This window comes from Brachybacterium saurashtrense (genome assembly GCF_003355475.1).
In the GTDB taxonomy this organism is placed as follows: domain Bacteria; phylum Actinomycetota; class Actinomycetes; order Actinomycetales; family Dermabacteraceae; genus Brachybacterium; species Brachybacterium saurashtrense.
The window spans coordinates 3,272,353-3,290,633 of record NZ_CP031356.1; the positions used below are offsets into that span (position 1 = coordinate 3,272,353).

Sequence of the window (18,281 nt, forward strand, 5' to 3'; positions counted from 1 at the left end):
CACTCCTCTTCCGCGAGCCGATGCTGCCGATCGTACGAGGAGGTAGTGACACGTGCAGGGGAAACTGAGGAGTGAACGCCGAAGGAGCTATGCCCGAGACGGCGCTGGGTGTTCACAAAGGAAAGGGGAGCGGGCTCCCCACCCCTCACACCTCGATCTCGCGCCTGTCCTCCGTCCGCACCACCAGCACGAACCGGGAGCCGTGCCCCTCACGGATCTCGGCGAGGCGGTCGTCCAGCCCCAGGGCGGCGGTGGCCTTGCGCAGCGGTTCGGGCTTGACCTCCACGCGGGTAAAGGAGACCAGCTCCAGGGAGGGCAGGTCGCCCAGGCCGGGCTGGTCGGTGCTGCCCCAGTCGATGAGGAAGGGCAGGCCGTAGTTGATCGGCGGCTTCGCCTGGGTGAGCCGCCATTGCAGCTCCTGCCCGTCGGGCGTGGTGCGCGAGAGGGACTGCACCTCGCCCAGCTCCACACCGTTTTCCCGGGCTCGCTCCACCACCTGGTCGATGTTCTCGGGGTGGGCGGCGTAGGTGAGGAGGGTGGGCTTCTTCAGCCGGTGGATGTGGAACATCTTCGGCAGCTCCTCGCCCTCCCGCTCGGGGTCGGGGCCCACCAGTTCCAGGTAGTGGGGGCGCTTCTCGCCGTCGACGGTGAGGGCGATGAGCGCATTCGCGGTGCCGACGGGGTGGCGGCCGCCGGGTGCGGCGGTGACGCCGGTGAGATCGCGGAACCAGTCCACGAGCTCCTCGAGGGAGGGGCCGGCGATGACGATGTGGTCCAGCAGCGGGGGAACGTCCATGACCCCGACGATATCCGCATCGGGCATGGCATCGAGACGTGCCCGTTGATCAGTGCCCGGTGACCCCGCGCACCCGCCAGCCGCCCGGCCTCCTCGATCGCGTCGGGCGCCCCGTGCAGGACCGCGGGGTCCTCCTCTGCCGGCCGGCCGCCGGCTTCAGCCGGCGGCCGGGGCTGGGTCAGTCCGTCGGGAGGAACACCCTCATCGTGCCTGCACCGCGATTGCCCCACTCGCGATACGGCTGCAGCCGCACCTGACGCGACCCGCCGGTGGGCAGAACCGGCGCGGTTGTGGCCACGTAGGGCCAAGGCCGCTCCACGACGCTGCGGCGCGAGATCGTCGCCAGCACCTGCCCGTCGACCACCTCCAGCCCGGCCGCCGCGTCGAGGACGGCATCCTCGACGTCATCGCCGAGGTCGACCGATTCCAGGCAGTGGACCAGGGGACCGCGCTCCACGGCGACCTGCCCCCGCACCGCATCGATACGGGGATCGGGCCGGCTGAACCGTGCCGGCATCGGAAGCGACAGCGTCACAACCTCGCCGGCCGTCCAGGAGCGGGTGATCGACAGCCTGCCCGCGCCGGCATCGACCTCCACGGGCTCGCCGTCCACCTGCGCCGTGGCACCCTCGCACCAGGACGGCACGCGCAGCCCGAGAGTCCAGGTGCCCGCGCCGGCCACCACCTGGACCTCCACCTCGCCGTCGGCCGGGTAGTCGGTGGCGACCCGCAGCTCGACCCGTCGATCGGCCACGGTCGCCCGCACCGTCCCGGTGACGAACTGATGGATCACCAACTCTTCCTCGCCGACCGTCGCCACATAGGCGGGCAGGGATGCGAGCGTGCGCGCGATGTTCGTCGGGCAGCAGGAGACGGTGAACCACGGCGCGCGCTGGCTCGAGCTCGCGCGGGGAGTGGGCCGGTCGGCCTCCGGGGTGGAGCCCTCCGTGCGCTGATGGAGCGGGTTGACGTAGAAGAACGCGTCCCCCTCGGCGGAGACGCTCGCGGTGACCACGTTGAACAGGCATCGCTCGATCACGTCGGCGTAGGCCTCGTCCCCGGTCCACAGCAGCAGGCGGTGCGCGACCTGGATCGCCGCCACCCCCGCGCAGGTCTCGCAGTAGGCCACATCCGGCGGCAGCTCGTAATCCTCCCCGAAGGACTCGTCCATGTGCCGCGAGCCCATCCCCCCGGTGATGTAGGTGCGGCGGGCCAGGGTGCGATCGAACTGGGCACGGATCGCCTCGACCTTCGCCGCGTCGCCGGCCTCCACGGCCGCATCGATCGCGCCGGCCGCCAGATACAGTGCGCGCACCGAATGGCCGCGCAGGACTGCCGCCTCGTAGACGGGCTCGTCATCCTGGAAGTACTGCTGGCCGAACTCGATCTCACCCAGCAGGCCGCGGCCGCGCAGCTCCAGGAATCGGGTGGCCAGCGCGGTGTACCGAGGCTCCTCGAGGGTGCGGCCCAGCTCCACCAGCGCGGTCTCCACCTCCGGGTGCCCGCCCACGGCGTCGCGCCCGCCCTCGCCGAACACCTCGCACAGATGGTCGGCGACCCGCACCGCGGCCGCGGTGAACGCGTCGGGCCCGGTGGTGCGCAGGCGGGCCACGGCCGTCTGGAACATGTGCCCGGCGCAGTACAGCTCGTGACCCCACTCGAAGTCCGAGTACCGGGGCTCCTGCCCGTCGTGGCCGAAGCGGGTGTTGAGGTAGCCGTCGCTCTCCTGCGCCGACGTGATCACCTCGGTCAGCTCCTGGAAGCGGCGCTCCATGTCCGGATCGCCGGTGCGGCCGATCTCCCAGGCCATCGCCTCCATGAGCTTGTAGACGTCGGAGTCGGAGAACTCGCGGCCCTGACGAACGGCGGCGATGGTCCCGTCGACGACGGCACTGAAGTTCCCGACCCAGCCCAGCTTTTCCATCCACGACTGGGCGTGCGGGATCGTGGTGCGCGCGTTGCGCTCCAGGTACGGGGCCCAGGACCCGCCGGTGATGGTCACCGCCTCGAGGCCGAGCGGGAGGTGTGCGCCGGCATCGGAGCGGATCGGGCCCATGGGCGAGGTGTGGGTGAGGGGTGCAGCAGTCACAGAAGATCTCATTTCACGGCGCCGACGGTGAGACCGTCGCGCAGGAGTCGGTAGCTGAAGGTGTAGACGATGAGGATCGGGACGGCAGTGAGCACGGCCAGGGCCATGAGACCGGGCCAGTCGATCCCGAAGGCGGAGACCTGCTGAGCGAGCAGGGCGCTGAGCGGATAGGTGCCGGGGGAGAGGAAGAAGTTCACCGCGTACAGGAACTCGCCCCAGGCCAGCAGGAACACGATCGTGCCGGTGGTGGCCACGCCGTTGCGGGCCACGGGCAGGGCGATGCGCAGGAAGGTGCCCAGCCGCGCGGTGCCGTCGATCGCCGCGGCCTCCTCGAGCTCGACCGGGACCGTGCGGAAGAACGGCCTCAGCAGGATGACGGCGAACGGCGTCAGCAGCGCGGCGTCGGCGAGGATGACGCCGCCCAGGGAGTCCAGCAGGCTCCAAGAGCCGAACAGCTGGAACAGGGGGATCACGGTGGCGGTCTGCGGGAGCATCTGCAGCACGATCAGCGCGCCCAGCAGGACGGCGACGAGCCAGCCCCTCGTGCGAGCCAGCCCGTAGGCAGCTGGAACGGCGATGAGCAGGACCAGCGCCGTCGTGCCGACAGCGATGAGGATCGACTGGCGCAGCGCCGTGAACAGCTCCGAGTTCAGAGCGTTCGCATAGGCGTCCAGCGAGGGCGTGAACAGGAACATGCTGGCTCGGTCGAACACCAGCGAGGAGGGTTTGAGGCTGGTCAACACGATCCACAGCAGCGGGATGCCGTAGAGCATCGTGAGCAGCACCTTGATCAGGATCTCGCCGAGTCCGGCTCTCTGGCTCATCGTTCCTCCTTCAGGATGCTGCGGCTGTACAGGACGGCCAGCACGACCACCAGCAGCACCGCGATGACGGACGTGGAGGCGCCCAGCCCGAAGTCATAGCGGCTGAAGGCCTGCAGGTATCCCAGGAACGGCAGCGTGTTGGTCGCCGTGCCGGGCCCGCCGTAAGTCATCACGTAGATGAAGTCGAAGCTGCGGAAGCCGTAGACGATCGTGAGCACCAGCAGCACCAGCGCCGTGGGCCTCGCGGCAGGGATCATGATGTGCCGGATCTCCTGCCAGCGTGTGGCACCGTCGAGCGCCGCGGCCTCGAAGATCTCCGGGCTGATCCCCAGCAGCGCAGCCCGGAACACCAGGGCGTTGAAGGGGATCACCGCCCAGGTGGTCACCAGGGCGACGGAGATCAGCGCCCACGTCGCGTCGTAGAGGAACGGGATCGGCTCCGCGCGCAGCGGAATCAGCAGCACGAGCGTGTTGACCAGCCCGTCCTCGGCGAACAGGAACTTCCACACCGAGCCGTTGACCACCGGCGGCAGCGCCCAGACGAACACCATCCCGGCCAGGATGATCGCGGACCAGCGGCCCGTCGTGCGCAGAGCGATCGCGGCGGCGAGCCCGAGCGCCATGCCGATCCCGGTCACGATCGCGGCGACCACCACGGTGCGCACGATCGCGTCGGTCATCGCACCGCTGGCGAAGCCCTCCAGGTAGTTCTCCGGTCCCACGAACGGCCACTGCTGGTTCAGCGTGGCCGACCCGACGTCGGAGACGCTCATCCGCAGCAGCTGGACGATGGGGACCGCCGAGAAGAAGAACAGGAACGCCACCCCCGGCACCAGGAACCATGCCCTGGTGCCCAGAGGGCCTCCGCCCCGGGCTCTCCTCCGGCGCGCGCCCGTGGGCGGAGCGGGGTCGGCCGCTCTCCGCGTCGCGGGTCTGATGTCGGCGTTCGCCGTCATCGGTACCTCCTGGGTCAGTGGTGACGGCTCAGGCCGAGAGGGACTCGAGCAGCTGCATCACGGTCTGGGACGCCGCCTCGGGATCCTGCTGTCCGCCCAGTGCGGAGCTCCACGCCTGGCCGACGGTGGTCTGCACGTCGGCGACCGCCTCGGGCGGGATCGCGGCCGACGGGTAGGTCGCCCCGCGCTCGGCGACCGTCTCGGAGAACGGGGTCAGCAGGGCGTTGTCGGCCACGGCCGGGTCCTGGTTCGCATCCTCGCGCGCCGGGATGTAGCCGACGTTCTCGACGGCGGCCAGCTGGCCCTCGCTGCTGTAGAAGGTGGAGGCCAGGTACTGCCATGCCAGCTCCGGGTTCTGGGAGAAGGCGCCGACGGCCTGCCCCTCGCCGCCGAGGTAGACCTGGCCGGCCCCGCCCACGGGCAGAGGCACGACCGTGTACTCGAACGTGGCGTCGGACTCGGCCAGGGCGATCTGCCAGTTCCCGTTCGCGGCGAACAACGACTGGCCGGCGAGGAACTGCTGGAACGGGACGGTCTGATCCCAGGTGGTGGCCTCCCTGGAGAGATAGCCCTTCTCGACCCAGTCGTGGACCATCGCGAAGCCGTCGGTCAGCGCCTGCTCGTCGGGCGACTCGTAGGTGAAGCCCTGGCTGCTCAGCCACGGATAGGCCTGCCACTCGCCCTGGGACTGGGGCAGCCCCGACACGGTGATGCCGGCCAGGCCGCTCTCCTGGGCAGCTGCCATGGCGGCCTCGAGCTCGTCGATGGTCGTGGGCGGCTCCAGGCCCAGCTCATCGAGCCTGTCCACGTTGCACCACAGGCCCAGCAGGTTCACGTAGCCCTGCACGGCGTAGAGGGTGCCGTCGATGGTGTGCTGGACCGAGTCGGGGAACTGGCCGGCGTCCTCGAAGGCGGCCCACTCCTCGTCGATGGCCTTGAGCCCGCCGCCGAGCGCGAGGACCGCGGCCTCGGCGCCGTTGAACACCACGACGTCGGGGCCGGTCTGGCTGCCGGCGGCGTTGACGACCTTGCTGTTGAGCTGGTCGTACGGGACGAAGACGTTCTCGACCGTCGCACCCTCGTTCTCGGCCTCGAACATCTCCTTGTACTGGTCCATCAGGGCCACCTGGTTGTCCTCGGCGAAGTAGTGCCAGACCGTGACGGTGTTGCCGCCCTGCGAGGCGTCCTCGCCCCCGCCGCCGCCGCCGCCCGATCCGGAGCTGCCGCACGCGGCGAGAGCGCCGGTCGCCGCGAGTCCGGCCGTGCCGGCCAGGAAGGACCGCCGCTTCATGGGGTTCGTGCCTGTCATGTCTAACCTCCTCGTTAGTGCCCGGGACCGCCCCGGGCGAGCGAAACTGGCGAAACCGTTTTCGGTAACGTACAGTGGCGCGCATCTCACGTCAAGGGGTCGTCGAGCTGGAGGCTGAGGAGGATGGCTGTGGACAATGGGCACATGGGGAACGGAGGTCCGCGACTGCGCGACGTCGCCGAGGCTGCGGGCGTCTCGGTGGCCACTGCGTCGAAAGCGCTCAATGGCAGGCAGGACGTGTCGGCTGCGACCCGGGACAAGGTGCTCCAGGCCTCGCGGCTGCTCTCTTTCCGTCCCAACCGCGCCGCGCAGCAGCTGCAGGGCGGGGCCTCGGGCACGGTGGGTCTGATCGCCAGCGACCTCGACGGCCGCTTCTCGATCCCGATCATGATGGGCGCCGAAGACGGTTTCGGGATAGAGAACGTCTCGGTGTTCCTCACTGATGCCCGCGGCGATCTGATCCGTGAGCGCCATCATCTCGAGGCACTCATGGCGCGCGGCGTCGACGGCTTCATCTTCGTCGGCAGTCGCACGGATCCGCGCCCGCCGATCGCGATGGAGGTGCCGGTCCCCGTCGTGCACGTCTACGCCCCGAGCTCGGAGCCGAACTCGCTCTCGTTCGTCCCCGACAACGTCGACGCCGGTCGCAAGGCGACCCAGCACCTCCTCGACCTCGGCCGCCGCCGGCTCGCGCTCATCTCTGGGGATCCGGACTACGTGGCGTTCACGGACCGTCGTGCCGGAGTCGGCGAAGTGCTCGATGGCGCCGGCGTCGAACTGGTCGCGCCGGTCCGCTCCGGGGAGTGGTCAGAAGCATGGGGAAGGCGGGCAGTGCGCGATCTGATGGCGAGCGGGACGGACTTCGACGGCCTGATCTGCTCCAGTGATCAGATCGGCCGAGGCGCGCTGGAGTCCCTGGCGCGGGCGGGAGTCTCGGTGCCGGACGATGTGGCCGTGGTCAGCCATGACAACTGGGAGGTCCTCGCCACGCAGTGCACCCCCCAGCTGAGCAGCGTGGACATGCAGTTCCGGAAGCTGGGCCATATGGCCTCCCAGGCTCTGCTCCGCATGATGGGCGGGGAGAAGGAGTCGGGCGTGGTGACACTGCCGTGCTCTCTTGTCGTGCGGGAGTCGACGCTCGGCGTGTGACCGCTCGACGGCGGGATTCCCGCCGTCACGGCGATGGCCGGAGCGCGCGCCGGAACAGGTCGAACGCATGCTACCATCCACGTAGGCCCGGGTCATCGTGATGCCCGGATCAGGCAAACACTGCACAAATCGCGTTGCCCCGCCGGTGCGAGTTCGATGAGGTCGGAGCATGAACGAGTTCACACGACGCACCGCCCTCGGCGCCCTGAGCGCCCTTCCCCTGCTGTCCGTTCCCGTGGCGGCCGGAGCCGTCGGCAACGGCCCCAGCTGGAACGGCAACGGCAACATCACCACCGCCCACCTCTCCACCTATGACGATGTGGCCGCCTTCCTGCAGAAGGAGGCGCAGAAGCAGCCCGCGATGGAGCTGAGCGTGATCGGCCAGTCGGTGAAGGGCCGCGACCTGTACCTCGCCTCCTGGCTCTCGGCGCCGGAGAACCCCACCGTCCTGTTCCTCACCCAGCAGCACGGCAACGAGCAGCTCACCACCGAGGGTGCGCTCGAGGTGGTCAAGCACCTGGGCACCGGCCGCCTGCGCGAGGTGCTGGACGGCGTGAACATCCTGATCGTCCCGATGCTCAACCCGGACGGCGCCATGGGTGACGTGGACTTCTCCCTAGAGGGCTACCTCGCCCACGGCGACCGCCACCTCACCCGCTACAACGCGGTGGAGGCGGATCTGAACCGCGACCACGTGGACCGCCTCCAGCCGGAGACCCAGGCGCTGCACGAGAACGTGCTGGGCGCCTTCGAGATCGACTACATGATCGACCTCCACCACCAGGGCGCCAACCGCGCCCTCGGCGACGAGCTGGTCTCGGGCTCGATCCTCCACCCCACCACCCCGAACGCCGCCCCGGAGCTGGTGGAGCGCTCCAAGCGCCTGGGCTCGGTCGTCTACGACGCGGTGGACTCCACCGGCTGGGGCCTGATCGGGAAGTACAACGGCGGCTCCGCCGAGACGATCAGCCGCAACGGCCTCGCCGTCGAGTACGACATCGCCACCCTCCTGTTCGAGATGCGCGGCATGTCCGATCACACCCGCGAGGACTACGTGCTCGGCGCCCGCAGCAGCGGCTACCTGATCCGGCAGACGGTCCTCACCCTCGAGGCGACCGTGCGCGCGATCGCCGACGGCTCCATCGAGAGCGCGGACATCTCCTTCTGGGACACCCTCCCCACCCAGGAGACCTACACCCCCGACGAGTGACCCGCCCCGCGGCTCCCGCCGCGGCGTGATCCGTCCGAGCGGCCGCCCTCCGGTGGACACCGGGGGAGCGGCCGCTTCGCTGCGCCCTCCCTGGCCCAGCGAACTCTCGGCGAACGCCCCTGGAGAGCACGGCGGAGTGACAGGCCGTCCCCAGCAGGACTTTCTACGGTGCCCGCTCCAGCCCCGGAGATGAAGAGGACCCGCCATGACCGCCAGCGCTCCCCGCCCCGCCCGCCGCTCCCGCTCCGCCCGTCGGCCCTACCCGGAGGCCCGCGAGCACGCCGCCGGCCGCGCCCCTGAGGGCGAGGCCCCCGCGAGCTTCGAGGGCCGCCCCCTCCACCATCCCGAGGAGGACGTCGAGGACCAGGGCCTCGCCTTCGACGTCGCCACCGTGGTCTCCCGCCGCGGGGCGCTGGGCGCGCTCGGCGCCGGCAGCGTGGTGGCCGTGCTCGCCGCCTGCAGCACCGGCTCCACCACCACCGGCACCGCCGCGAGCGACGGGGGAGGGGCGAGCGACGGCGGCGGCACCACCGACTCCTCCTACACCGAGATGCCCACCGAGACCGCCGGCCCCTACCCGGGCGACGGCTCCAACGGGGCGGACGTGCTGGAGACCAGCGGTGTGGAGCGCAGCGACATCACCACCAGCATCGACTCCGGCACCGCCGTGGACGGGGTGCCGCTCGCGCTCACCCTGACCGTGATCGACATGGCCGGCGGCGACGTGCCCATGGAGGGCGCGGCCGTGTACCTGTGGCAGTGCGACGCCGCCGGGCAGTACTCGATGTACTCCGAGGGCGTGGAGGAGGAGACCTTCCTGCGCGGCGTGCAGATCACCGACGACGCCGGCCAGGTCTCCTTCACCTCGATCGTCCCGGGCTGCTACACGGGCCGCTGGCCGCACCTGCACTTCGAGGTGTTCCCGGAGGCGGAGTCGATCGTGGACGCCGGCAACGCCCTCCTCACCTCCCAGATCGCGATGCCCGAGGCGGCCTGCGACGACGTGTTCGCGCTCGAGGAGTACGCGGGCAGCGCCGAGAACCTCGCCCAGCTCACCCTGGAGACCGACACCATCTTCTCCGACGGCTACGACCAGCAGCTGGCGAGCCTCAGCGGGGACGTGGAGACCGGCTACTCCTTCACCCTCGACGTCCCGATCGACACCACCACCGAGCCCGAGGCCGGCGGCATGGCCGGCGGCGCGATGGGCGGCGAGCCGCCGGAGGGCGGTCAGGGCGGTCCCGGAGAGGGCGGCGCCCCGCCCGAGGGCGCGCCCGGCGAGGGCGGCCCGGGCGGGGACGCGCCCGCGGGAGCGCCGTCGGACGGCGGAGGCGACGAGCAGGCCTGACACGGCCCGGCCGGTGCGGCGGCGCGGGAGCGTGCCGCCGCACCGGCGCCGACGGGGCGGCCCTGCTCAGAACCCGAACAGGACCATCCGGCTGAACACCAGGAAGACGCCGGAGAACACCATGAACACCACGCCGAACCCGGCGCGACGCAGCTGCGGCCACGGCGACATCCGCCGCCCGTCGCGCGGGGCGACGAACAGCTCGGGCCGGTCCCGGTCGTGGAGCACGGTGACGGTGCTGCCCGTGCGGTCCAGCATCCCGACGTCGCTGACGGCGGGGACCTCGCGCACACCCCGCCCACGAGGGTACGGGCACGTCGCTGCGGCGGTGGGCGGAACGGACCTGGAAGACTGGCGCACCTGGAAGACTGGTCCGAGCGCCGCGGCCGGCGGTGCGCCCGAGCGATGGCGAGGTCGATGATGTCCATGCAGTACCGCACTCCCGCACGGCTGGGCCGGGCGCTGTCCGTGATCGGCCAGGGCTGCTGGCAGATCGGCGCCGACTGGGGCGAGGTCTCCGACGCCGCCGCGCACGAGGTGCTCGCGGCCGCGCGGCGCGCGGGCGTGACCTTCTTCGACACCGCCGACGTCTACGGCGACGGCCGCAGCGAACGCCTGGTGGGCGCGATGCGCGCGAGGGCGGCCGCCGACGCCGACGGGGGAGCGGACGGCACCGACGGCGGGGCGGACGGCGCCGGCGGCGGCGAGCCCGGGGAGCTGCCGTTCGTGGCCACCAAGGCCTCCCGCCGCGCGGAGCCCTTCGCCCCGGAGTCCTTCACCGAGGAGAACCTGCGGGCCTGGGTGGAGCGGTCCCGGCAGAACCTCGGCATGGACACCCTCGACCTGGTGCAGCTGCACTGCCCGCCGCCGGAGATCTACCGCGACCAGGCCACGTTCGACGTGCTGGACACCCTGGTGGCCGAGCGGCGGATCGCCGCCTGGGGCGTGAGCGTGGAGACCTGCGAGGAGGCGCTGCTCAGCCTGGAGCGCGAACACCTCGCCTCGATCCAGATCATCCTCAACCCCTTCCGGCTCAAGCCCCTGGACGAGGTGCTGCCGCTCGCCCAGGAGAAGGGGGTGGCGGTGATCGCCCGCGTGCCCCTCGCCTCCGGCCTGCTCACCGGGAAGTTCTCCGCGGAGACCCGCTTCGCGGAGGACGACCACCGCCGTTTCAACCGCCACGGCGAGGCCTTCGACCAGGGCGAGACGTTCTCCGGCGTGGACTTCGAGGCCGGGCTGGAGGCCGTGGCCCGCCTCGAGGAGGCGCTGGCGGGGCAGATGCCGCTGCCCGAGGCGAGCCTGCGCTGGATCCTGGGCCGTCCCGGCGTGACCGCCGCGATCCCCGGGGCCAGCAGCGCCGCCCAGGCCCGCGCCAACGCCGCCGCCGGCACCGCGGCCACCCCGGCGCAGCAGGCCGTGCTGGACCGCTTCGACGAGGCCGTGCAGGAGACCTACGACGCCCTGCTGCGGGAGTCGATCCACCCGCGCTGGTGAGCCACCCCGTCGGCCGCTCGCTCTCCACCCACCCCAGGAGCCTCGCATGACCCGTCCCAACATCGTGTTCATCATGAGCGACGACCACGCCGCCCACTCGATCTCCGCCTACGGCAGCCGGGTGAACACCACCCCGCACATGGACCGCCTGGCCGCCGAGGGCGCGCTGATGGAGGCGGCGTACTGCACCAACTCGATCTGCACCCCCTCGCGCGCCTCGATCCTCACCGGCACCTACAGCCACCTGAACCGCGCCTGCTCGATCTACTCCGAGTTCGACTACCGGGTGCCCACCTTCCCCGAGGTGCTGCAGGGGCGCGGGTACCGCACGGCGCTGTACGGGAAGTGGCACCTGGGCCGCTCGGAGCGGTCCCGGCCGCGCGGCTTCGACGACTGGCGCATCTTCCCCGACCAGGGCGAGTACGTGGACCCGGTGATGCAGGGCCCGGACGGCGAGGAGCGGATCGAGGGCTACGCGACGGACATCGTCACCCGGCAGAGCCTCGACTTCCTCGAGAGCCTCGATGCCGACGAGCCGTTCTGCCTGCTGGTGCACCACAAGGCCCCGCACCGCCCCTGGATCCCGCACCCCCGCTACCAGGACCTCCACCAGGTCGGCACCATCCCCGAGCCCGAGACGATGTGGGACGAGCACGAGACCCGTGCCCAGGTGGTGCGCGAGGTCGCGATGCAGCTGGACGACCTGCGCCCCTCGGACTACAAGGACGAGCTGCCCGCCGAGCTGGAGGGGGAGGACGAGACCGCGCGCCGGGCCCGGACCTCCTGGAAGTACCAGCGCTACATGCGCGACTACCTGCACTGCGTGCAGGCGGTGGACGACTCCGTGGGCGAGATCCTCGAGCACCTGGAGGCGACGGGGCTGGATCAGAACACCCTCGTCATCTACACCTCCGACCAGGGGTTCTTCCTGGGCGATCACGGCTGGTTCGACAAGCGCCTGATGCTCGACGAGTCGCTGACCATGCCGATGCTGGCGCGCTGGCCGGCGCAGATCCCGGCCGGCACCCGCGTGGCGGACATCGTCTCGAACGTGGATGTCGCCGCGACCCTGCTGGAGGCCGCCGGGCAGGAGCCTGCGGATCTCCCGGACCAGCAGGGCCGCAGCTTCCTTCCCCAGCTGCGCGGCGAGCAGGTGGAGGACTGGCGCCAGGCCGTCTACTACCGCTACTGGGAGCACGACGACCCCGAGCACCACGCCCCGGCCCACTACGGCGTGCGCACCCCCGCCCACAAGTACATCCGCTACTACAACGACGGCCTGGGCTCGCCCGGCTCCTCCGACAGGGTGATGCCCGTGGAGGACGAGCTGTACGACCTCGCGGCCGACCCCCGCGAGATGACCAACGTGGCCCACGACCCGGCGTACGCCGAGGTGCTCGCGCAGATGCAGGCCCTCACCGCGCAGCTGCAGGAGGAGTACGGAGACGCCCCCTACGAGGGCCCGGACACCCCGCGCCTGGAGTGGCCGCACGTGTGAGCCCGGCGGCGGCCGCGCTGGGCGCCGGGCCGACAGGCGCGCGGCTCACGGGCGCGTGAGCCGACGGGTGCGGGGCCGGGCCGCGCTGGGACGGGGCGGCGCGGCATCGCCTGCCGCTGGTAGGTTCGCTGACCGTGTCCGAACTCCTCGCGCTGCTCCCCGCCCTGAGCGTCGGCTCCTGGCTGCTGGTGATCGCCGGCGCGCTGGTGGTCGGCTTCTCCAAGACCGCCCTGCCGGGTGCCGGCACCATCGCGGTGGGCCTGTTCGCCCTGGCCATGCCCGCGAAGGAGTCCACCGCCGCGCTGCTGCTCCTGCTCATCGTGGGGGACATGACCGCGCTGTGGGTGTACCGGCGGGAGCCGGACTGGCGCACCCTGCTGCGCCTGCTGCCCAGCGCCATGATCGGCGTGGTGCTCGGCGCGTTCTACTTCGCGCACGTGGACGGCGCCGGGGTGCGCCTCACCATCGGCGTGATCCTGCTGGTCCTCGTCGCGGTGACCGTGTGGCGCCGCGGCGCCGCCGCACGCCGGGACCCGTCGGCCGCCCCGCCCGTCAAGGGCTCCCGACCCGGCGCCGCCGCGACCGCGCAGGGCGTGGGCTTCGGGCTGCTGGGCGGGTTCACCACCATGGTCGCCAATGCCGCCGGGCCCGTGATGTCGATGTACTTCTACGCCATGCGGATGCCGGTGCTCACCTTCCTGGGCACCTCCGCCTGGTACTTCGCGATCGTGAACCTGTTCAAGGTGCCGTTCTCCGCCGGGCTGGGCCTCCTCTCCCGCGGCACCCTGCTGATGGACGCGCTGCTGATCCCGGTGGTGCTGCTGGGCGCCGTGCTGGGTGCCCGGGTGGCCCGGCGCATCCCGCAGAAGGTGTTCGAGAACCTCATCCTGGGGCTCACCGTCGCCGCCGCGATCGGCCTGCTGGTGATCTGACCGCGGGGCGGTGGAGCTCACCCCGCGGTGAAGCCCTGCGCCGCCACGTCCTCCGGGGTGCCCGCGTAGAGCACCTCGCGCACCTCGACCTCGACCGGCTCGGACCGGCCCACGCCGAGATCCACCGTCCACACCGCCCCCTCGACCTCGAAGTACCGGCTGGCGGTGGTGAGGTCCAGCAGCAGCGCCGCTCCCTCGCCGCAGTGCATCCAGCTCTGGCGGCCGGCATGGTGCTCGAGATCGTCACGCGGCACCGGGGCGCAGGTGGTGCCGTCGGCGAGGATCACCATCAGCGGCAGGGGATCCTCCGGCGCGGGCGCGGTGAACCCCTCGATCCCCGGGGAGCGGATGCGCACGGCCGTCTTCTCCATGGGGTCGCGCACGCAGAGCGCCCGGTCGTCGCTCTCCTGCTTGCAGGCCAGCAGCCGATCCTCCGGTGCGCCGCAGGTGAAGTAGTCCTGCCCGAGCGCCCAGCGGGAGATCACCGGCGGCGAGTCCCCGCACGCGTCCCCCTCGAGCTCCTCGTGCAGGGCCCACGTCCCGTCCGGCCAGATGCCGGTGATCTCGGTGGCGGTCACCGGCGCCCGGCGCGTTCCGGCCTCCCCGGGAGTGCCGGTGCCGGACGGTTCCTCGGACGGGGCGTCGGCGGTGGGCAGCTGCTGCGGGGTCGGGACGCCGGTGCGCTCCGGAGCGGGCGGGGCCGCGGACGGCGTCTCCTCCGCGGGACCGTCGCCGGCATGGCACGCGCCGAGCGCGAGTGCGAGCAGGAGGGCGGCGTAGACGGTGCGGAACAGGGAGGTCGATCGACGGTGAGCAGCCATGGGGCGGACGTCCGTTCGGGCACGGGGACGGCGGCCCGTTCCGCCCTCCCCAGGGGACTGCCTTCGAGGATAGGCCCTCCGCCGCGGCGGGGGAACGGTCAGGAGGGGGCTGTCGCCGCCCCGTCGGCCGGTCCGTTCCCCGGCGCCGCCCGGACCCCGCCCGCCCAGGCGCCCAGCCGCGTGATCACCTCGAGCAGCTCCGGCGGGTCGATCACCTCGATCGGCGCGCCGATCCACGCCAGGTGCATCGCGATCCAGTGCAGATCATCCGCGCCGGCGCGCAGGAGGCAGGCGCCCGGACCGTCGGCGGTGACGGTTCCGGCCCGGGCCGGGATCCGCGGGGCGATCTCCTCCGCCGGGGCGAGGATCCGCACGGTCGCCGCGGCGGCGTAGCCGCCCACGGTGATCGACTCGTGCACCGCCTGCTCGATGTCCGGGGCGGTCCGCTCGGAGATCGTGAAGGTCGAGACCTGGACCGTGCCCATGCGGTCCAGGCGGAAGGTGCGCCAGTCCTCGCGGTCCAGGTCCCAGGCGAACAGGTACCAGCGCCCCTCCACCGACAGCACCCGGTAGGGCTCGAGCCGGCGCTCGGCGCGCTCGCCGTCGGCCCGCACGTAGTCCACCCGCACCCGCACCCGGTCCCGCACGGCGGTGGCCAGGGCGGTGAGCACCGCGGCACTGGTGCCGGCCCCGGGCCGCGCGATCACGCCGAGCGCCTCCGTGACCGCGCCGGCCTCCGCCCGCACCGGCGCGGGCAGGATCCGCTCCAGCGCCGCCAGCGCCCGCAGCGCCTCCTCGTCCAGACCGTCCACCCCGGACGCGGCCGCCAATCGCAGTCCCACCGCGACCGTGACCGCCTCGGAGGCGCTCAGCAGCAGCGGCGGCAGCGCGCGTCCCGCGCCCAGCTGGTAGCCGCCGCCGTGCCCGGCCGAGGTGAGTACCGGATAGCCCATCCGCCGCAGCCGGTCCACGTCCCGCCGCACCGTCCGCGTGGTCACGCCCATCTCCGCGGCCAGCTCCGGCCCGGTCCACACCGACCGCGACTGCAGCAGCGCCAGCAGTCGCAGCGCCCGTGCCGTCACATCGCTCATCGCCCCGCCTCTCGTCTCCGTCGGCCTCCAGTCTGCCCGTCTTCGCGGACAGAAGCTGTCCGCCGAGGGGTCGAGGGTGGGCATCGGCCGACCGGCGCGGGAGGTCCGCCACGGGCCGGCCCGCCGCAGGACCCACCACGACCACCACGACCACCACCCCTTCGAGGAGCACCTCATGCCGTTCCTGACCGCCGAGACCACCGACGAGCGCGACAGCCTCGCCACCTTCGCCCAACAGCAGATCGATCAGATCGCCACCACCCTCCACGACCTCGACCGCGAGCAGATCGCGAGCCGCCCCAGCGCCTCGACGATGAGCCTCGGCGCGCTCGCCCGGCACGTGCTGTTCATCGCCAGCGGGGCGGTGCAGGCCCTCGCCGCCGCACCGGAGGCCCCGCCGAGGCCCGAGGGCACCCCGGAGCGGTTCCGCGCCGAGGGCACGATCGCGCCCGAGGCCCTGCGCGAGGAGGACACCGCCGAGTCCCTCGCCGCGCAGCTGCGGGAGGTGGGCCGGGAGCTCGCCGCCGCGATCCGCGCCGCCGACCTCGACGTCGAGGGGCCCGTGCCCGACGGCCCCTGGTTCGCCGGCCGCACCCGGTGGAGCATGCGCTGGTTCGCCCTGCACCAGATCGAGGAGAACGCCCGTCACGCCGGTCACGCGGACATCCTCCGTGAGAGCCTGGACGGCAAGGGCGCCTACGAGCTCAACGCCCTGGCCGACGGGGAGCCCTGGCCGCCCGCCGGGTGGTGAGCGGCCGGGCGGCGGCCCGCCACCAGCAGATGCAGCGGGATCGTCACCACCAGCACCGCCGCGGCCACCAGGGGGAGGTGCGCGGGGCTCGATCCGGCGGCCAGCGCGAGCCCGCCCAGCCCGCCGCCGAGGGCGCTGCCGAGCGAGACCGCGCTCGCGTTCAGCGCCATCACCACCGGCGCGGACGCCGGGGCCATCGCCGCCAGCCGTGCCTGCTGCGGGACGGCGTGGCCCCCGTTGCCCACGCCCGCCACCAGGAACCACACCACGCTCGTCACGACCAGCACCGCCGGTGCGGCGACGGTGAGGACGATCGCGCCGAACAGAGCGTTGACCAGCAGCAGGACGAGGATCACGGAGAGCACCCGCACCGGGGAGAAGCGATCCACCAGGCGCCCGGTCACCCCGTTGCCGAGCATGCTGGCCAGGCCGTAGGCGCACATGAGGGCGATGATCGCCCAGCGTGCCGGGTGCGAGGGCTCCAGGATCAGCACCGCGTAGGTGAAGCAGGCGTAGCTCGCGCACAGCACCCCGGTGGAGACCAGCAGCCCTCCCACCAGGCGGGGCCGCGCGAGCGGACGCAGCCGCCGGCCGAGCGTCGTGGCGGGATGGCGCAGCCGGGGCAGCCGCAGCGCGATCCCCACCAGGGCCGTGAGCCCCACGGCGGAGACCATCAGCAGGGGGAGGCGCCAGCTGGTCTGCCCCAGGATCAGGCCCACCGGCACGCCGAGCGCCGTGGCGGTCATCCATCCGCCCAGCACGAAGGACAGCGCCCGGCCGCGATGGCGCTCCGGGACCAGGTGCACCACGTACCCGGTCACGGCGGCGGCGAGCAGGCAGCCACCGAGCGCGGCGACCACCCGCCCTCCCAGGGCGACCGCGTACGTCGGGGCCAGCGCGTTGACGAGGTTGCCGAGCACGAAGGTGCTCAGCGCCGCCATGATCGTGCCGCGCTGCTCCCAGCCGCTGGTCAGCGCGCCCAGCACGGGCCCCGCGAGGGCGGAGGTGAGGGCGAAGACGGCCACCAGCTGCCCGGCGGCGGCCGCGCCCACCTGGAGATCCGCGGCGATGTCCGGCAGCAGGCCGGCCAGCACGTAGCCGTCGATGCCGGTGGTGAACGTCGCGACCGCGAGCCACAGCAGCACGCGACGGGGCACGCCGTGCGATGCGGGGGCGTCGTGGGGCTCGGGCTCCTCGCTGTGCATCGTCACCCTGGGAACGGTATCCCGATTCGGTGAACTTCTCACCGCCGGGCCGCTCGGCGGGAGACCATGGGGCATGTCCTTCGATCTGGTTCCCGCCGAGCTCCTCGCCAGCGCACTGATCGCCGTGATGGTGGCGATCCCGCTCGCCTTCGCCCTCGCCGCCTCCGTGATCACCGGCCCGCGCCGCACGTGGAACCGCGCCGGCCTCGCCCTGGGGCTGGGCCTGCTGCTGGGCGTGGGGCTCGCCGTGTTCGGCGCGGTGAGCGGGGCCGAGAGCGCCCCGCTGCGGAGCGCCGTGGCGCTGATGCTGCTGGGACTGCTGTGCGCGATCGCGGCCGGTGTGCTGGTGATCGTGCTGGAGGACGGCACCACGCTCTCCGCCGTGGTGGGGGTCGCCGCCTGCCTGCTGATCGGCATGGGCGCCCCGGGGGAGGCGCTGCCGGCGTTCTTCGGCCTCAGCACCTCGGTGCTGGTGGTCGCCGCCGCAGTGGTGATCGAGGCCGTGGCCCTGGTGGCGATCGTGGGCTTCCTGGTCGCCGCGGCCGGGCGCGTGCGCGCCCTGCAGATCGGGGTGGCCGCCGCCGGCGCGATCGCCGCCCTGCTGGTCGCCCTCGGGCTGCTGGGCCTGGAGATCCCGCTGTCCACCGTCCTGATCCTCACGCTGAGCGCGCTCGTGATCGGCAGCGTGGTCAGCGGGGTGCTCGACGCGGTGCGCGGTCGGCGCCGCCCCACCGTCGACGCCCGCAACGGCACCGGGGCGGCCTGAGGGACCCGGCGGGGCGCGCCGCGGCCCCGCCCGGGCCGACGG

At 72.4% G+C, this 18,281-nt stretch carries 17 protein-coding genes; 8 read left to right on the top strand and 9 right to left on the bottom strand.

Annotation, left to right across the window (positions count from 1 at the left end):
- Positions 1 to 145: 145 nt before the first annotated feature.
- From DWV08_RS14740 to DWV08_RS14760, 5 genes are all read right to left on the bottom strand, one after another.
- A complete protein-coding gene (locus DWV08_RS14740) occupies positions 146 to 796 on the bottom strand; it encodes a VOC family protein (RefSeq protein ID WP_115414491.1) in 651 nt (216 codons plus the stop codon).
- A gap of 178 nt (positions 797 to 974) precedes the next feature.
- Positions 975 to 2,885 carry a glycoside hydrolase family 127 protein gene (locus DWV08_RS14745; protein ID WP_241237329.1) on the bottom strand — a complete coding sequence of 637 codons (1,911 nt, stop codon included), beginning with the start codon at positions 2,883 to 2,885 and terminating at the stop codon, positions 975 to 977.
- Between the two features lie 8 nt (positions 2,886 to 2,893).
- A complete protein-coding gene (locus tag DWV08_RS14750) occupies positions 2,894 to 3,709 on the bottom strand; it encodes a carbohydrate ABC transporter permease (protein WP_115414493.1) in 816 nt (271 codons plus the stop codon).
- Complete coding sequence (locus DWV08_RS14755) at positions 3,706 to 4,533, bottom strand: carbohydrate ABC transporter permease (RefSeq protein WP_162801586.1); 828 nt, start codon at positions 4,531 to 4,533, stop codon at positions 3,706 to 3,708. Before DWV08_RS14755 ends, DWV08_RS14750 begins: the two co-directional genes overlap by 4 nt.
- A 160-nt stretch (positions 4,534 to 4,693) precedes the next feature.
- Positions 4,694 to 5,974 carry a sugar ABC transporter substrate-binding protein gene (locus DWV08_RS14760; protein ID WP_115414495.1) on the bottom strand — a complete coding sequence of 427 codons (1,281 nt, stop codon included), beginning with the start codon at positions 5,972 to 5,974 and terminating at the stop codon, positions 4,694 to 4,696.
- A 123-nt stretch (positions 5,975 to 6,097) separates the two neighbouring features.
- Between DWV08_RS14760 and DWV08_RS14765 the strand changes: the two genes are divergently transcribed.
- The 3 genes from DWV08_RS14765 (at position 6,098) to DWV08_RS14775 (ending at position 9,681) form a co-directional block, all read left to right on the top strand.
- Complete coding sequence (locus DWV08_RS14765; RefSeq protein ID WP_241237330.1) at positions 6,098 to 7,123, top strand: LacI family DNA-binding transcriptional regulator; 1,026 nt, start codon at positions 6,098 to 6,100, stop codon at positions 7,121 to 7,123.
- A 169-nt stretch (positions 7,124 to 7,292) separates the two neighbouring features.
- Positions 7,293 to 8,333, top strand: coding sequence for a M14 family zinc carboxypeptidase (locus tag DWV08_RS14770; RefSeq protein ID WP_115414496.1), 1,041 nt, complete (start codon positions 7,293 to 7,295; stop codon positions 8,331 to 8,333).
- A gap of 205 nt (positions 8,334 to 8,538) precedes the next feature.
- On the top strand, positions 8,539 to 9,681 hold the full coding sequence (locus DWV08_RS14775; protein ID WP_115414497.1) for an intradiol ring-cleavage dioxygenase: 1,143 nt from the start codon (positions 8,539 to 8,541) through the stop codon (positions 9,679 to 9,681).
- 66 nt (positions 9,682 to 9,747) lie between these two features.
- Here the strand turns inward: DWV08_RS14775 and DWV08_RS14780 are convergent, their stop codons facing one another.
- Positions 9,748 to 9,972 carry a hypothetical protein gene (locus DWV08_RS14780; RefSeq protein WP_115414498.1) on the bottom strand — a complete coding sequence of 75 codons (225 nt, stop codon included), beginning with the start codon at positions 9,970 to 9,972 and terminating at the stop codon, positions 9,748 to 9,750.
- Positions 9,973 to 10,107: 135 nt separating this feature from the next.
- Here DWV08_RS14780 and DWV08_RS14785 point away from each other — a divergent pair, with 135 nt between their 5' ends.
- The 3 genes from DWV08_RS14785 to DWV08_RS14795 all read left to right on the top strand — a co-directional run bounded on the left by DWV08_RS14785 (position 10,108) and on the right by DWV08_RS14795 (position 13,605).
- On the top strand, positions 10,108 to 11,175 hold the full coding sequence (locus DWV08_RS14785; protein WP_206516750.1) for an aldo/keto reductase: 1,068 nt from the start codon (positions 10,108 to 10,110) through the stop codon (positions 11,173 to 11,175).
- 46 nt (positions 11,176 to 11,221) lie between these two features.
- Entirely contained in the window at positions 11,222 to 12,673 is a 1,452-nt protein-coding gene (locus DWV08_RS14790; RefSeq protein WP_115414500.1) for a sulfatase family protein, read from the top strand.
- Between the two features lie 134 nt (positions 12,674 to 12,807).
- A complete protein-coding gene (locus DWV08_RS14795) occupies positions 12,808 to 13,605 on the top strand; it encodes a sulfite exporter TauE/SafE family protein (RefSeq protein WP_115414501.1) in 798 nt (265 codons plus the stop codon).
- Between the two features lie 17 nt (positions 13,606 to 13,622).
- Here the strand turns inward: DWV08_RS14795 and DWV08_RS14800 are convergent, their stop codons facing one another.
- Positions 13,623 to 14,426, bottom strand: a complete 804-nt coding sequence (locus tag DWV08_RS14800) for a hypothetical protein (protein ID WP_115414502.1) — start codon at positions 14,424 to 14,426, stop codon at positions 13,623 to 13,625.
- Between the two features lie 98 nt (positions 14,427 to 14,524).
- Positions 14,525 to 15,517, bottom strand: coding sequence for a helix-turn-helix transcriptional regulator (locus tag DWV08_RS14805; RefSeq protein WP_115414503.1), 993 nt, complete (start codon positions 15,515 to 15,517; stop codon positions 14,525 to 14,527).
- A gap of 175 nt (positions 15,518 to 15,692) precedes the next feature.
- Between DWV08_RS14805 and DWV08_RS14810 the strand changes: the two genes are divergently transcribed.
- A complete protein-coding gene (locus tag DWV08_RS14810) occupies positions 15,693 to 16,268 on the top strand; it encodes a mycothiol transferase (protein WP_115415055.1) in 576 nt (191 codons plus the stop codon).
- Here DWV08_RS14810 and DWV08_RS14815 read toward each other — a convergent pair.
- A complete protein-coding gene (locus tag DWV08_RS14815; protein WP_115414504.1) occupies positions 16,214 to 17,473 on the bottom strand; it encodes an MFS transporter in 1,260 nt (419 codons plus the stop codon). The genes DWV08_RS14810 and DWV08_RS14815 overlap by 55 nt on opposite strands.
- A gap of 73 nt (positions 17,474 to 17,546) precedes the next feature.
- Here DWV08_RS14815 and DWV08_RS16835 point away from each other — a divergent pair, with 73 nt between their 5' ends.
- On the top strand, positions 17,547 to 18,239 hold the full coding sequence (locus tag DWV08_RS16835; RefSeq protein ID WP_162801588.1) for a hypothetical protein: 693 nt from the start codon (positions 17,547 to 17,549) through the stop codon (positions 18,237 to 18,239).
- Positions 18,240 to 18,281 lie beyond the last annotated feature (42 nt).